The organism is Pseudoxanthomonas taiwanensis (assembly GCF_010093135.1).
Classification (GTDB): Bacteria; Pseudomonadota; Gammaproteobacteria; order Xanthomonadales; family Xanthomonadaceae; genus Pseudoxanthomonas; species Pseudoxanthomonas taiwanensis.
The window spans coordinates 46,374-61,019 of the sequence record NZ_PDWK01000006.1 but is presented as its reverse complement, the minus strand read 5'-3'; the positions used below and the strand labels follow the sequence as shown (position 1 = coordinate 61,019).

General features: G+C 73.1%; 11 protein-coding genes. 8 read left to right on the top strand and 3 right to left on the bottom strand.

Going from position 1 to position 14,646, the window contains the following annotated elements; genetic code table 11:
* Nucleotides 1-85 precede the first annotated feature (85 nt).
* The 4 genes from CR938_RS02325 (at nt 86) to tldD (ending at nt 7,593) form a co-directional block, all read left to right on the top strand.
* Nucleotides 86-682 (top strand): Maf family protein, encoded by a 597-nt coding sequence (locus tag CR938_RS02325; RefSeq protein WP_162123469.1) that lies wholly within the window; start codon nt 86-88, stop codon nt 680-682.
* Nucleotides 683-690: 8 nt separating this feature from the next.
* The gene (rng, locus tag CR938_RS02320) at nt 691-2,151 is read left to right on the top strand and encodes a ribonuclease G (protein WP_162123468.1); all 1,461 of its coding nucleotides are present in this window, start codon (nt 691-693) and stop codon (nt 2,149-2,151) included.
* A gap of 12 nt (nt 2,152-2,163) precedes the next feature.
* The gene (locus tag CR938_RS02315; protein WP_162123467.1) at nt 2,164-6,048 is read left to right on the top strand and encodes a YhdP family protein; all 3,885 of its coding nucleotides are present in this window, start codon (nt 2,164-2,166) and stop codon (nt 6,046-6,048) included.
* A 99-nt stretch (nt 6,049-6,147) separates the two neighbouring features.
* Nucleotides 6,148-7,593 (top strand): metalloprotease TldD, encoded by a 1,446-nt coding sequence (gene tldD, locus CR938_RS02310; RefSeq protein ID WP_162123466.1) that lies wholly within the window; start codon nt 6,148-6,150, stop codon nt 7,591-7,593.
* A gap of 42 nt (nt 7,594-7,635) precedes the next feature.
* On the opposite strand, the gene yjgA is transcribed toward tldD, so the two are convergent.
* Nucleotides 7,636-8,250: a ribosome biogenesis factor YjgA gene (yjgA, locus tag CR938_RS02305; RefSeq protein ID WP_162123465.1), complete on the bottom strand. Its 615-nt coding sequence runs from the start codon at nt 8,248-8,250 to the stop codon at nt 7,636-7,638.
* A gap of 84 nt (nt 8,251-8,334) precedes the next feature.
* Between yjgA and pmbA the strand changes: the two genes are divergently transcribed.
* The 4 genes from pmbA to CR938_RS02285 all read left to right on the top strand — a co-directional run bounded on the left by pmbA (nt 8,335) and on the right by CR938_RS02285 (nt 13,299).
* Nucleotides 8,335-9,690 carry a metalloprotease PmbA gene (gene pmbA, locus CR938_RS02300; RefSeq protein WP_162123464.1) on the top strand — a complete coding sequence of 452 codons (1,356 nt, stop codon included), beginning with the start codon at nt 8,335-8,337 and terminating at the stop codon, nt 9,688-9,690.
* Between the two features lie 79 nt (nt 9,691-9,769).
* Complete coding sequence (locus CR938_RS02295; RefSeq protein ID WP_162123463.1) at nt 9,770-10,180, top strand: DUF4870 domain-containing protein; 411 nt, start codon at nt 9,770-9,772, stop codon at nt 10,178-10,180.
* A gap of 235 nt (nt 10,181-10,415) precedes the next feature.
* A complete protein-coding gene (locus CR938_RS02290; RefSeq protein ID WP_162123462.1) occupies nt 10,416-12,770 on the top strand; it encodes an AAA family ATPase in 2,355 nt (784 codons plus the stop codon).
* Between the two features lie 175 nt (nt 12,771-12,945).
* Nucleotides 12,946-13,299, top strand: a complete 354-nt coding sequence (locus CR938_RS02285; RefSeq protein WP_162123461.1) for a hypothetical protein — start codon at nt 12,946-12,948, stop codon at nt 13,297-13,299.
* A 38-nt stretch (nt 13,300-13,337) separates the two neighbouring features.
* Here CR938_RS02285 and CR938_RS02280 read toward each other — a convergent pair whose 3' ends face one another.
* Complete coding sequence (locus CR938_RS02280; RefSeq protein ID WP_162123460.1) at nt 13,338-14,213, bottom strand: polyprenyl synthetase family protein; 876 nt, start codon at nt 14,211-14,213, stop codon at nt 13,338-13,340.
* On the bottom strand, nt 14,203-14,460 hold the full coding sequence (locus CR938_RS02275) for an exodeoxyribonuclease VII small subunit (RefSeq protein ID WP_162123459.1): 258 nt from the start codon (nt 14,458-14,460) through the stop codon (nt 14,203-14,205). Before CR938_RS02275 ends, CR938_RS02280 begins: the two co-directional genes overlap by 11 nt.
* Nucleotides 14,461-14,646: the final 186 nt, after the last annotated feature.

Below are 14,646 nucleotides of genomic sequence, written 5' to 3'. Positions count from 1 at the left end.
GGGCCGCCGCCGCCCCGGGGGCCGGGGCGGCGGCGGCCCCTTCCGGCCCGGGCCCGGGCGCCGGGGCCGGGTTATCCTGTCGGCCATGCTCTACCTGGCCTCCAAATCCCCCCGGCGCGCCGAGCTGCTGGACCGGCTCGGCGTGTCCTACCGCCTGCTCGACGTGGACGTGCCCGAGGTGCGCGCCCCGGGCGAGGCGCCGGCCGACTACGTCCGCCGCGTGGCGCGCGACAAGGCCCGCGCCGGCTGGGCGCAGGTGGCCGGCGAGCCCGGCGCCCGCGTGCTGGGCGCCGACACCGAGGTGGTGCTGGACGGGGAGGTGTTCGGCAAGCCGGCCGACGCGGACGACGCGGCCGCCATGCTGCGCCGGCTGTCCGGCCGCACCCACCAGGTGCTGTCGGCGGTGGTGGTGGTGGACGCGGCCGGCGAGCGCGAGGCGCTGTCGGCCACCGAGGTGCGCTTCGCGCCGCTGGCGGAGGCCGAGATCGCAGCCTACGTGGCCACCGGCGAGCCGCTGGGCAAGGCCGGTGCCTATGCCATCCAGGGCCGCGCGGAGGCGTTCGTGGAGCATCTGTCGGGCAGCTACTCCGGCGTCATGGGCCTGCCGCTGCGCCATGCCGCACGGCTGCTGGCGGCGGCCGGGGCGGTAACGGACGGGGTCGCGGCCCCGGTGTTCGGGTGAGGGCAGCCGTGTCGGAAGAGATCCTGGTCAACGTCACCCCGCGCGAGACGCGAGTGGCCGTGGTCGAGAACGGCATGCTGCAGGAGCTGCACATCGAGCGCGGCTGGCGGCGCGGCGTGGTGGGCAACATCTACAAGGGCCGCGTGCAGCGGGTCATGCCCGGCATGCAGGCCGCGTTCGTCGAGGTCGGCCTGGAGCGGGCCGCGTTCCTGCACGCCAACGACGTGGTCCGGCCGGACGCGGACGATCCGCAGTCGCCGGTGCCGTCCATCGTGGACCTGCTGCGCGACGGGCAGGAGATCGTGGTACAGGTGGTCAAGGACCCGATCGGCACCAAGGGCGCGCGCCTGACCACGCAGATCAGCATCCCCAGCCGCTACCTGGTGCTGCTGCCGCAGTCGCGCACCGTGGGCGTGTCGGCGCGGATCGAGGACGAGGCCGAGCGCCAGCGCCTGAAGAGCATCGTCAGCGAGCTGGCCGCGGCCCACGGCGGCCACGGCTACATCGTCCGCACCAACGCCGAGGGCCAGCCGGCCGAGGCCCTGGCCGAGGACATCGCCTACCTGTCGCGGGTGTGGAACGTGGTCGAGCGGCGCGGTCTCGAGGCGCCGCCGTGCAGCATCATCTACGAGGACCTGAGCCTGCCGCTGCGCTCGGTGCGCGACCTGATCCGCAAGGACGTGGAGAAGGTGCGGGTGGACTCGCGCGACACCTACGACCGCCTGCAGGCGTTCGTGGCCAAGTACATGCCGGTGCTGGCCGAGAAGATCGAGCTGTACACCGGCGACCGGCCCATCTTCGACCTGTACGGGGTAGAGGACGAGATCGGCCGCGCCCTGGACAAGCAGGTGCCGCTGAAGTCCGGCGGCTATCTGGTCATCGACCAGACCGAGGCGATGACCACCATCGACGTCAACACCGGCTCGTTCCTGGGCCAGCGCAACCTCGAGGAGACGGTGTACCGCACCAACCTGGAGGCGGCGCAGGCGGTGGCCCGGCAGCTGCGCCTGCGCAACCTGGGCGGGATCATCATCATCGACTTCATCGACATGGCCGACCCGGAGCACCGGCGGCAGGTGCTGCGCACCCTGGAGAAGTCGCTGGCGCGTGACCACGCCAAGACCACCGTGTACGACTTCTCGCCGCTGGGCCTGGTGGAGATGACCCGCAAGCGCACGGTCGAGAGCCTGGAGCGGCAGCTGTCGGAGACCTGCCCGCAGTGCGGCGGGCGCGGCACGGTCAAGACCGCCGAGACGGTCACCTACGAGATCTTCCGCGAGATCACCCGCGCCGTGCGCCAGTTCGAGGCCGCGCGCCTGCTGGTGATCGCCTCGCCCAAGGTGGTGGCGCGGATCACCGAGGAGGAGTCGGCGGCGGTGGCCGAGCTGGAGGAGTTCCTCGGCAAGACCATCCGCTTCCAGGCCGACGAGCAGTACATGCAGGAGCAGTTCGATGTGGTCCTGCTCTGACCTGCGGCGCTGATGCCCACGCCGCTGCGCCGCCGCCTGCGCCTGGCACGCCGCTGGGCCGCCTACCTCCTGGCCCTGGCGCTGGTCGCCCTGGCGCTGGTGCTGGGCGCGGCCGGCCAGCTGCTGCCGCTGGCCGAGCGCCACCCGGAGCGGGTGGCGGCCTGGCTGGGGGAAAAGGCCGGGCGCCCGGTGGAGGTGGAGCGGGTGGCCACGCAGTGGACCCGGCGCGGCCCGCTGCTGCGCCTGGAGGGGCTGCGCATCGGTGGCGCCGACGGCGTCACCATCGGCCAGGCCGAGATGCTGGTCTCGCTCTACGCCGGCCTGCTGCCCGGGCGCGGCTTCACCGAGCTGCGCCTGCGCGGCCCGGCGCTGTCGCTGCAGCGCCATCCGGACGGGCGCTGGAGCGTGCGCGGCCTTGGGGCCGGGGAGGGCGGCGGCGACCCGTTCGAATACCTGCAGGGCCTGGGCGAGCTGCAGGTGATCGGCGGCCGCCTGGACGTGGATGCCCCGGAGCTGGGGCTGCGCGCGCACATCCCGCGCATCGACCTGCGCCTGCGGGTGGACGGCGCCCGCGTGCGCGCCGGCGGGCGCGGCTGGATCGACGCCGGCGCCCGCCCGCTGAACGCGGTGCTGGAATTCGACCGGGGCCGCGGCGATGGCCGCCTGTACCTGGACCTGGACAGCGACGACCTGTCCGTGGGGGCGCCGCTGCTGGGCCATGGCGGGATCACGCCGGCCGGCGGCCATGGCCGTGCCGAAGCCTGGCTGGAGCTGCGCGGCCGCCGCGGGGCGCTGGCGACCGCACGCTTCCGCCTGCAGGACGTGGTCCTGGCCGGCGCGCCGCTGGCCGGCCGCGACCGACCCGTTGCCCGGTTCGGCGAGCTGCAGGGCCGCCTGCGCTGGCGGCTGCGCGCCGGCGGCTGGCGCCTGGACGCGCCGCTGTTGCGGGTGGCCGACGCGGGCGGCGCCCAGGTGCTTGATGGTTTGGCCGTGGGTGGCGGCCGTGACTTCGCCCTGGCGGCCGGGCGGGTGGACGCCGGACCGCTGCTGGCGGTGGCCGCACTCAGCGATCGCCTGCCGCCGGCGCGCCGGGCCTGGCTGCTGGACGCCGCCCCGCGCGTGCGCCTGGCGGACGTGGAGGTGGCCGGCCGCGGCGGCGGGCCACTGCGGCTGGAGGGGCGGCTGGAAGGCCTGGCCTTCGCCGCGGTGGGCCGGGCGCCGGGCGGGGAGGGCGTGACCGGCACCTTCCACGGCGATGCCCAGGGCTGGCAGCTGGCGCTGGATCCGCAGGCGCCGCTGCGCCTGGACTGGCCGGCCGGCTTCGGCGAGGTCCACCAGGTGCGGCTGGACGGGCACGTGCTCGGTTGGCGCGAGGGCGCCGGCTGGCGCATCGCCAGCCCGGCCCTGCACGTGCGCGGCGAGGACTACGGTGCCGACCTGCGCGGCGGGTTGTGGTTCCAGGGCGACGGCAGCCGGCCGTGGATCGATCTGGCCGCCGAGCTGGAGCCCTCGCCGCTGCCGGTGGCCAAGCGCTTCTGGCTGCGCCGCAGCATGCCTGAGGGCGCGGGGCGCTGGCTGGACATGGCCCTGGAGGCCGGCACCCTGCGGGAGGGCCGCGCGCTGGTCTCCGGCGATCTGGACGACTGGCCCTTCACCGGCCACGACGGCCTGTTCGAGGCGCGCGGGCGGATCGAGCAGGGCCGGTTGCGCTTCCAGCCGGACTGGCTGCCCCTGGAGGACACCGAGGCCGAGATGGCCTTCATCGGCAACGGCTTCCGGGTGCAGGGCAGGGGCCGCCTGGCCGGCGCCACCGTCGGCCGGTTCGAGGCCGGCATGGAGGACTACGCCAACGCGCCGCTGCGCGTGCGCGCCGAGGCCGCCGGCGACGCCGCGCGGTTCCTGGAGCTGCTGCGCAACAGCCCGCTGCAGGCCGGTCACCGCGAGGTGCTGGACAGCCTGGCGGTGGGCGGACCGGCGAAGGTGGGCTTCATCCTGGACCAGCCGCTGGGACATCACGGCGGCAAGGGCCGCCTCGAAGGCACGGTCGAGCTGGCCGGGGCGACCCTGGCCGAGAAGCGCTGGAACCTGGCCTTCGAGGGGGTGCATGGGCTGGCCCGCTACGACAGCACTGGCTTCGCTGCGGACCTGGCGGTCCTGCACGACGGACGCCCCGGCGCGCTGGTGCTGCGCGCCGGTGGCCACGCCCGCGCCGGCCAGGCCTTCGAGGCCGAGCTGCACGCGCCGATGGACGCCGGCCGCCTGCTCGAGCGGGCGCCCGAGCTGGCCTGGCTGAAGCCCCATGTGCGTGGCCGCTCGCCCTGGTCGCGGGCGCTGGCCATCCCCGCCGCCGGGCGCGGCGGCCCCGGGGGCGGCGTGCTGCGCCTGCAGTCGGACCTGGTCGGCACCACGCTGGAGCTGCCGGCGCCGCTGCACAAACCGGCCGGCGAGCCGTTGCCGACCCGGGTGCAGGTGCCCCTGCCGCCGGGCAGTGGCGCCATCGACGTGGCCTTCGGCGAGCGCATGGCGGTGCGCGCGCGCCAGCGCCAGGGCGCCACCGGCGTGCAGGTGACCCCGGGCCAGGGCAGCGTGGACGCCGAGCCGCCCGCCTCCGGGCTGGCCGTCAACGGCCGCACCGACCGCCTGGATGCGCTGGAGTGGATCGGCCTGGCGCGCGGCAAGGGCGAAGGCGAGATGCCGCTGCGCCGCATCGACGTGCTGGCCGGGCACCTGCAGATGTTCGGCGGCCAGTTCCCACAGACGCGCCTGCAGCTGCGCCCGGCCGCCGGCGTGCTGGAGGTGGAGGTGGACGGCCCGGCCCTGGCCGGGCAGCTGGCCGTGCCGGACCAGGACGGCCGGCCGGTGCGCGGCCGCTTTGCGCGGCTGCACTGGCAGCCGCGGACCGACGCCCAGGCCGGCGCCGGGACCGGGCCGGACGCCGGGCCGGACGCCGCCGCGGACGTGTCGGCCACCGCTCCGGCGGCGCCGGCGGCCGATCCGCGGGAGGACTTCGATCCGGCGCGTATCCCGCCGCTGGAGCTGGACGTGGACGACCTGCGTGTGCGCCAGACCCGGCTGGGCACGGCGCAGCTGCGCACCCGCCCGGTGCCGGGCGGCCTGGAGGTGGAACGGCTGCAGGTGCGCGCCTCCTGGCAGCGCACCGAAATCACCGGCCAGTGGCTGGGCCGCGGCGCGGAAGCGCGCACCCATGTGGACGTGCGGGTGGACAGTTCCAACCTGGGCCGGCTGCTGGCCGGCCTGGGCTTCGAGGACTGGCTGGCGCGCGGCCACGGCACGGTGCGCTTCGATGCCAGCTGGGTCGGCTCCCCGGCCGCGTTCCGGCTGGGCGCGCTGGAGGGCGGCATGGAGCTGGTGGTGCGCGACGGCCAGCTGCTGGAGGTCGAGCCCGGCGCCGGCCGCGTGCTGGGCCTGCTGAGCGTGGCCCAGCTGCCCCGGCGCCTGATGCTGGACTTCCGCGACCTGTTCGCGCGCGGCCTGGCCTTCGACCGGATGGAGGGGCAGGTGCGCTTCGGCGACGGCGTGGCGCGCACCGACGACCTGCGCATCGACGCCCCGGCGGCGGACCTCGCCATCCGCGGCAGCACCGACCTGCGCGCGCAGCGCTTCGACCAGACCATCGACGTGGCGCCCAAGTCCGGCAACCTGCTGACCGTGGTCGGCGCGATGGCCGGCGGCCCGGTGGGCGCGGCCGTGGGCGCGGCGGCCAACGCCGTGCTGCGCCGGCCGCTGGGCGAGATCGGCGCGCGCACCTACCACGTCACCGGACCGTGGAAGGAGCCGAAGGTGGAGGTGGTCGAGCGCGACCAGGCACGTGACGGCACGGGCGGGGCGGCGGCCCGGCCTGCGCCGCGGCAGGCGCCGGAGGGCGGTGCGCCGTAGCGGGCCGTGGCGCGCGCTCACGCCCGCGGCGGGCGCCTGCTGTCATCATAGGACGCTTGTTCCTTGCGCCGGCCGCGTGCCGCCCCCACCTTGCAGACGATGAACGAATCCGCCCTGACCATCGCCGAATCCCGCCTGCTGCTGCCCGCCGGCCTCGACCAGAGCGGCCTGGACCGCGCCTTCGGCGCGCTGCTGGGGCCGGGCATCGACTACGGCGACCTGTACTTCCAGCACAGCCGCCGCGAGAGCTGGACGGTGGAGGACGGCATCGTCAAGGACGGCGCCCACTCCATCGAGCAGGGCGTGGGCGTGCGCGCCATCGCCGGGGAGAAGACCGGCTTCGCCTATTCGGACGACATCAACGCCGAGGCCCTGCGCCTGGCCGCCGGCTCGGCCCGTGCCATCGCCCGCGACGGCGCGGCGCAGGCGCCGCGCGCGCTGGTGCGCAGCGGCGGCCACGCCCTGTACCGGCCGGTGGACCCGGTGGACGGGCTGGGCAACGAGGAGAAGGTCGGGCTGCTGCGTTCGCTGGACCGCCTGCTGCGCGCGGCCGACCCGCGCGTGGTGCAGGTCACGGTGAGCCTGGCCGGCGGCGTGGACACGGTGCTGATCGCCCGCAGCGACGGCGTGCTGGCTGCCGACGTGCGGCCGCTGGTGCGGCTGAACGTGCAGGTGATCGTGGAGCAGGGCGGGCGCCGCGAGTCCGGCTACGCCGGTGGCGGCGGCCGCTACTCGTACCAGGAACTGTTCGCCGACGGCCGGCCCGAGCAGCTGGCGCGAGAGGCGCTGCGCCAGGCACTGGTGAACCTGGAGGCGATCGACGCCCCGGCCGGGACCATGCCGGTGGTGCTGGGGTCCGGCTGGCCGGGCGTGCTGCTGCACGAGGCGGTCGGCCACGGCCTGGAGGGCGACTTCAACCGCAAGGGCACCTCCACCTACGCCGGTCGCATCGGCCAGCGCGTGGCCGCGCCGGGCGTGACCATCGTGGACGACGGCACCCTGCCGGGGCGGCGCGGCTCGCTCAACATCGACGACGAGGGTACGCCGACCCGGTGCACCACCCTGATCGAGGACGGCGTGCTGGTCGGCTACATGCAGGACACGCTCAACGCCCGCCTGATGGGCATGAAGCCGACCGGCAACGGCCGCCGCGAGTCGTTCGCGCACCTGGTCATGCCGCGCATGACCAACACCTACATGCTGGCCGGCCGGCACGATCGCGAGGAGATGATCCGCTCGGTGAAGCGGGGGCTGTACGCGGTCAACTTCGGCGGCGGCCAGGTGGACATCACCAGCGGCAGGTACGTGTTCTCGGCCACCGAGGCCTACCTGATCGAGGATGGGAAGATCACCGCGCCGGTCAAGGGCGCGACCCTGATCGGCAACGGCCCGGAGACGATGCAGAAGGTGCGCATGGTCGGCCACGACCTGGCCCTGGACGAGGGCGTGGGCATCTGCGGCAAGGACGGGCAGAGCGTGCCGGTGGGCGTGGGCCAGCCCTCGCTGCTGATCGAGGGCCTGACCGTGGGCGGGACGCGGGCGTGAGGGGGCGCGGGTGAGGCGGCCCTGCAGGCAGCGGCCCGGCGCTCAGTCCTCCGCGCCGTCGCCGTCGTCGAACCCGGACGCCGGAGCCTCGGCGGCTTCCGCTCCGTCCGCGTCCTCCGCGGGGGCGGCCGTGGCGGCGCCGGCGGCGACCAGCGTGCGCAGCTCGCGGAACAGTTCACGGAAGGCGCGCGGCGGCTTGTTGCGCCTGCGCTCCTCCAGCGCGTTGCGCACCAGGGTGCGCAGGTGCTGGCGGTCGGCCTCCGGGTACTCGTCCAGCAGCCGGCCCAGGGCGGCATCTCCCTCCCCGAGCAGGCGCTCGCGCCAGGCCTCGATGCGGTGCATCAGTGCCACCTCGCGCCGCGCCGCGGCGCTGTCCTCGTCCAGCGCGTCGCGGATCGCGTCCAGCACCGCCTCGTCCTCGCGCCGCATCTGCTTGGCCAGGTACGCCAGCTGGCGCTTGCGGGCGATGTGCGAGGTGATCCGGCGGGCCTGCTCGATGTGCGGCAGCAGGTCCTCCGGGACCGGCAGCCGGGCCAGCTGGGTCGGGGTCATGCCGGCCAGCTTTTCGGCCAGCTCGAGCACCCCCAGGGCCTCGCGGCGCCGCTGGCTGCGGCTGGGAGACAGGGATTGGCCGGTTTCGGGATCGCGTCCGCGCATGGGGCAGGCTTGGTTTCGGGTGGTGCGATTCTACCCGGATGCCTGCCGCGTCCCGTACCGGACCGCTTTCGACAGGATGGAGCAGTGAACGACATCGCACGCAATGACGACAGCCTGCAGCGCCTGGAGCGGCTGGCGGAGATCTCACAGCGGCTGCTGGTCCGGGCCCGCGCGCTGGGCGCCAGCCAGGCCGAGGTGACCTGCAGCGAGGACACCGGCCTGACCGTGTCGGTGCGCAAGGGCGAGGTGGAGACGGTGGAATCCACCCGCGACCGTGGCATCGCCGTGACCGTGTACTTCGGCCGGCGCAAGGGCAGTGCCAGCACCGCCGACCTGCAGGAGGCGAGCCTGGAGGCCACGGTGGAGCAGGCCTGCGCCATCGCCCGCCACACCGAGGACGACCCGGCCGCCGGCCTGGCCGATGCCGAGCTGATGGCGCGCGAGTTCCCGGACCTGGACACGTGGCATCCCTGGCATCTGGGCCCGGACGAGGCCATCGACCTGGCCCTGGCCTGCGAGGCGGCTGGGCGCGAGGCCGACCCGCGCATCAGCAATTCCGACGGCGCCTCCTTCGGCAGCGGCGAGAGCCTGTCGGTCTACGCCAACAGCCACGGCTTCATCGGCTGCGAGCGCGAGACCCAGCACTCGCTGGGCCTGGCCCTGATCGCCGGCCACGGCGAGGACATGCAGCGCGACGGCTGGTACAGCATCGGCCTGGCCCAGGCGGACCTGGAGCCGGCGGCGGCGATCGGCCGGCGGGCGGCCGAGCGCACCGTGGCGCGGCTGCAGCCGCGCAGCGTGGCCACGGGCGAGTACCCGGTGCTGTTCGCCGCCGAGGTGGCGCGCTCGCTGGTCGGCCACCTGCTGGGCGCGGTGTCCGGCAGCGCCCTGTACCGGCGCGCCAGCTTCCTGCTGGACAGCGTCGGCCAGCGCCTGTTCCCGGAGTGGTTCGCCATCCGGGAGCGGCCGCTGATGCCGCACGGCCTGCGCTCGACCGCGTTCGACGCCGACGGCGTGGCCACCCGCGACTCGGCCCTGGTGGAGGATGGGGTGTTGCAGCGCTACGTGCTGGGCAGCTACTCGGCGCGCAGGCTGGGCCTGCAGACCACCGGCAACGCCGGCGGCGTGCACAACCTGGAGGTGGCGGCCAACGCCGGCAGCCTGGACGAGCTGCTGCGCGGCATGGGCCGCGGCCTGCTGGTCACCGAGCTGATGGGCCAGGGGGTCAATCCGGTCACCGGCGACTACTCGCGCGGCGCGGCCGGCTTCTGGGTGGAGGACGGGACCATCGCCTATCCGGTGGACGGACTGACCATCGCCGGCAACCTTCGGGCCATGTTCGCCGCCATCGAGGCGGTGGGCAGCGAGGTGGACGTGCGCTCGCACATCCGCACCGGTCCGATCCTGGTCGGGCGGATGACCGTGGCGGGTGGTGAATGACGTATACTTCGGCGTGACGGCCGGTGAACGCTTAAGCCGGGGCCGCAGGACCTGATACATCGAAGAGGGGGATTCGAGGATGAGCGATTTCGAGAACTACACCGCACCGCCGGCCGCGCCCGTGGGCGTTGCTTCCCAGGAAGAGAAGCAGTGGGGCATGTTCGGCCACCTGTCCGCGTTCACCGGTCTGGTCACCGGCGGCATCGGCAACATCGTCGGCCCGCTGGTCATCTGGCTGGTCAAGAAGGACACCATGCCTTTCGCCGCCGACCAGGCCAAGGAAGCACTGAACTTCAACATCACCCTGGCCCTGGTCGGCGTGGCGCTGGCGATCCTGACCTTCATCACCCTCGGCCTCGGCGCGATCCTGACCATCCCGGTCGGGCTGCTGCTGTTCCTGGCCTGGCTGGTGCTGACCATCATGGCCGCGATCAAGGCCAACGAGGGCGTCGCCTACCGTTATCCCTTCACCCTGCGCCTGGTGAAGTAGGCACGACACAGCAGGTGGATACGCAAAGGGCCCGGCAATGACCGGGCCTTTGGTTTTCGATTCGGTGGCGTTCCGTGCCCGGTAGGTCGGGGCGCACCTCTGCGCCTCACCGAGGGAGACAGGTCCATGAACCAACGTATACCTTTACATCCTTGAGGGCTGCCGCTAGTTTCAGGCAAAGCGTGCAGAGGGGGGGGGGGATGCACTCGATCAACGTGGCAGGGAGCCACCCGGCATGAGTGAGCGCGCGCAGGGGGCGGGTTCCGGATACATCCAGTCGCAGCTGTTGCGGTTGCAAGAAGACCGGCAGCGTGCCGTCGAGCACGCCAGAGATGCGGCCGGCAAAGTGACCCACAATCACGACGGCCTGCTATGCCAGGCCGCGGCAGCGATCGCAGATGAAGCAGGGAGGCTGTGCGACGAGGCCACGGAAGCCGCGTTGCGGCGCGCCAAATCCCGGGCCTGGAAGGCGGCGCTGACGCTGGCCGCGCCATGGGGGTCCGGACGCGCACAGGTCATGTGCTGGCTGGGGCTGGCCGTGGGCGCACCCATGCTGGCGTGGATGATCGGCCTCGGCACGACCACGGCGGCGTTACTGTTCATCGCCGGCTACGTGGGCTTGGTCCACTGGGGACGCGGGCGCGAGGCGATGCGTTCCAGCCAGGGCGAGCGCGATGCCATTTCGGACTTCCGCGCACTGAAGCAGCAGCTAATCGCGGTCGCCAGCGAGCCGGGGACCAATCCGGACTATCCCTACCAAGCCACGAGGGCGCCGGTCGGCGAGAAAGAGGACTTCACCTGTATCTTGCGCATCGCCAAGGAGCACGGCCAGCAGTTCGGCGCCACCTTCGTCGGCATGCGCGAGGCAGGCGGCACGGTGCGCCTGCTGGTGCGGTTGCCCGTCGACGGTTTCACGGTCCAGGCCGTGCCGTTCAACGGCATGACGGCGGGCGATCCGCGCTTGCCGGTGTGGGCGGCGCTGGCCACTGACCTGGCCGCCGTGGCGGCGGTGCATGCCTCGAAGATCCGCACCTTCGCCGGCGAAGTGGCCGACTGGCTCGCCGCCAAGGCGCGCGTGGAGCTGATCGAACAGCGGATCGGGACCCTGGCCGGGCTGGAGCGGGCATGGTCGGATGTCGCCCTGCCCGAGGAAACCCTCGACGGCATCTTACGCCTGGTCGACACATTCAAGTCCGGGCGGCCGGTGAAGGGGATTCTCCTTTACGGCCCGCCGGGCACCGGCAAGACCCTGGTCGCGCGCAAGCTGGCGCAGCATTCGGGTTGCAACTTCGTCGCCGTGGGCGTTTCCGACCTCAAGGGCAAACACATCGGCCACACCGGGCCGAAGGTGCGCGAGACCTGGCAAAAGTGCCGCGAGGGCGCGCCGACGATCCTGTTTGTGGACGAGTGCGAGAGCGTGTTCGCTGCGCGCGGTTCGGCCAACAGCGATGCCTTCAGCGACGAGCTGGTGCAGACCTTCCTGGCCGAGTGGGACGGCTTCAACCAGTCCGCGGACCAAGTCTTCGTGGTCGGCGCGACAAACCGCCACGACCTGATCGACAACGCGATCATGTCACGCTTCACCGAAACCTTCGAGATCGGCGTGCCGGACGCGCGTGGGCGCGAGCGCATTCTCACCAACGAGCTGGCCAGGGCGCGGCTCGATTTCAGGCCCACCGAGGACATGGTGCGCGAGACGGCGGGCATGTCCGGCCGCGACATCCACACCTTGGTGTCCAAGATCGTCGCCGCCCACGTGGACGGCGAGGTCAGCCAGGAGGTCTTCGCCGAGGAGGTGAGGCGATTGCGCGGCAAGGGTTCGACGTCGGTCGAGCGCCTGTCCTGGGACGACCTGGTGTTGCCGGAGTCGACCTTGGCCGAGTTCAGGAGCCTGGGCCGCGAATTGGTCCATGCCGAGGAGCTGCGCCAGCTGGGCGTGGACGTGCCGCGCGGCATACTGCTGTACGGTCCCCCGGGGACCGGCAAGACCCAGGTGGCGCGCGTGCTGGCCAGCGAATCGGGGTTGGCGTTCATCGCTGCCAGTTCCAGCGACCTCAAGGCCGGCTACATCGGCCAGTCCGGTGGACGGGTCAAGCAGCTGTTCGAGAAAGCACGGACACAGGCGCCCTGCATCCTGTTCCTGGACGAGATCGACACAGTGGCCCGGCAACGCGGTGGCGGCGACAGCTTCACCGACGAGATCGTCGCCCAGCTACTGCAGGAACTGGACGGCGTGGCAACGCGCAAGGGACAGGTATTCCTGCTCGCCGCCAGCAACCATCCGGACAGCATCGACGGTGCGCTGCTGTCGCGGTTCGAACGGCGGATCGAAATCGGCCTGCCCGACGAGGCTGCGCGCGCCGCGATCCTCGCCCTGCAGCTTGCGTCCAAGCCGGTCGCGTTCGAGGTGGCCCCGGCCTGCGCAGCGCTCGCTGCGCGCACCGCCGGCCTGTCTGGCCGCGACCTGCAGTCGCTGGTCACCAGCGCCACCCGCAGGGCGCTGCAGCGCGCGATGGAGCAGCACGGCGACCCGCGCCTTCTGTCGCTGAGCCTCGAGGACCTCGAATCCAGCCTGCCGGCGACCGTCTGAGCGCCGCGCGTCCCATATCGCGCCACAACAGAGGAGTTTCCCTGATGCGCGTCATCCTGGCCCTGGTCGTCGCCTCTTCGTCGGCGGCTTCATCGCCGGCGTCCTCGGCATTCCCTTCCCCTTCCTCGGCTTCCTGACCGGCCTGGCGGCTGCGATCTTCGCGTTCATCTGGATGATGCTCCGGGGCAAGGATAGTGCGCCGAAGAGCTACCCGGAGGGGTTCACCCCGACCTACGCACACGACAACATCGCCATAGATGTGCCCAACGGCAAGCTGTGGTTGCGCGACCAGAGCGGTTACTCCACCGTGCTGAACAAGGGCGACGTGCTGCGCTGGAGCGAAGCCTACGTCGCCTACGGCGTGCACCACACCAGGAACCGACTGGAGGTCAACGTGCGCGACCTCGGCCGGCCGAAGTTCGAGGTGCCGTTCCGCCGCCACATAGAAACCAAGTGGGGCGCGAAGAAGAACTACGCCGAGCTGCAGGAATGGCACTCGCGCCTGACCGCCTGGGTCAACAACACCTGACGGGTCGAGGGGCCGGGCGGCATGCCCGGTTCCCTGCTTCAGTGGTTGCGCGTGACCGCCAGCGTGCCCAGCGCGGCCAGCGCGGCGGCGCGTGTGCCCAGCGGTGCCAGCGCGGCGTCCATGTCCGCGGCGAGTTGCCGCAAGCACGCGCGGGCGCCGTCCACGCCAAGCAGCGCGGGGTAGGTGGACTTGGCCTGGGCCACGTCCTTGCCCGCCGTCTTGCCCAGCGCTTCGGAGCTGGCCTCGATGTCGAGCAGGTCGTCACGCACCTGGAAGGCCAGGCCCAGCGCGGCGGCGAAGCCGTCCAGGCGCGCCAGCGTGGCCGCGTCCGCGCCGCCGGCCAGCGCGCCCATGCGCACCGCCGCGCGGATCAGCGCCCCGGTCTTGAGCGCGTGCATGCGTTCCAGCTGCGGCAGCGGCTGCACCTGGCCGGTGGCGTCGATGGCCAGCGCCTGGCCGCCGCACATGCCGGCCGCGCCGGCGGCGGCGGCCAGCTCGCGCACCCAGCCGATGCGCAGCGTGTCACTGGCCGCGGCCTCGGCCAGCACGGAGAAGGCCAGGGTCTGCAGGGCGTCGCCGGCCAGGATCGCGGTGGCCTCGTCGAAGGCCACGTGCACGGTCGGGCGGCCGCGGCGCAGGTCGTCGTCGTCCATCGCCGGCAGGTCGTCGTGCACCAGCGAATAGGCGTGGACCAGCTCCACCGCCGCGGCCGGGGCGTCCAGCAGCTCCTCGCTGGCGCCCAGCGCGGTGCCGGCGGCGTACACCAGCAGCGGGCGCATGCGCTTGCCGCCGCCCAGGGTGGCGTGGCGCATGGCCGCGTGCAGGCGCTCCGGCGCGGCGGCCGGGTCCGGCAGCAGGCGCTCGAGGCTGGCCTCGGTACGCGCGGCCCAGCGCGCGAACAGCTCAGCCGCCATCATCGGCGGTGAAGGGCTGGGCGGTGTCGGGGCGGTCCGGGTCGCTGAGCAGGCGCACGCGCAGCTCGGCCTGCTCCAGCGCGGTCTGGCACTGGCGGTACAGGCCCACGCCGCGCTCGTAGGCGGCCAGGGACTCCTCCAGGCTCATCTCGCCCTGTTCCATCTTCTCGACCAGCTGCTCCAGCTCCTCGAGCGACTGCTCGAAGCGGGCGACCGGGGAAGCTTCTTCGGTGTTCTTTCGGGGCATGGCGCGCAGTGTGCGCGGTGCGCCGCGGAGGGTCAACGCACGCCTTCCCCTGCGGGAGCCGCGTCGGCGTCGACCCGGCAGGCGTTTCCGAAGCCGGCGGTCGACGCGTGCCCAAGGTGCCGGGCCGCGCGCCCTGGCGGCGGACGATCCCTCTGTCCGGCGGAGGTGCATGCAGGCCGGCGTGGA

Bases quoted from the DNA above. Each gene is read 5' to 3' on its own strand.
- CR938_RS02295 (WP_162123463.1), top strand. From the start codon at position 9,770: ATGAGCGATTTCGAGAACTACACCGCACCGCCGGCCGCGCCCGTGGGC.
- CR938_RS02315 (WP_162123467.1), top strand. From the start codon at position 2,164: ATGCCCACGCCGCTGCGCCGCCGCCTGCGCCTGGCACGCCGCTGGGCC.
- CR938_RS02275 (WP_162123459.1), bottom strand. From the start codon at position 14,460: ATGCCCCGAAAGAACACCGAAGAAGCTTCCCCGGTCGCCCGCTTCGAG.
- CR938_RS02290 (WP_162123462.1), top strand. From the start codon at position 10,416: ATGAGTGAGCGCGCGCAGGGGGCGGGTTCCGGATACATCCAGTCGCAG.
- CR938_RS02285 (WP_162123461.1), top strand. From the start codon at position 12,946: ATGCTCCGGGGCAAGGATAGTGCGCCGAAGAGCTACCCGGAGGGGTTC.
- tldD (WP_162123466.1), top strand. From the start codon at position 6,148: ATGAACGAATCCGCCCTGACCATCGCCGAATCCCGCCTGCTGCTGCCC.
- CR938_RS02280 (WP_162123460.1), bottom strand. From the start codon at position 14,213: ATGGCGGCTGAGCTGTTCGCGCGCTGGGCCGCGCGTACCGAGGCCAGC.
- yjgA (WP_162123465.1), bottom strand. From the start codon at position 8,250: ATGCGCGGACGCGATCCCGAAACCGGCCAATCCCTGTCTCCCAGCCGC.
- CR938_RS02325 (WP_162123469.1), top strand. From the start codon at position 86: ATGCTCTACCTGGCCTCCAAATCCCCCCGGCGCGCCGAGCTGCTGGAC.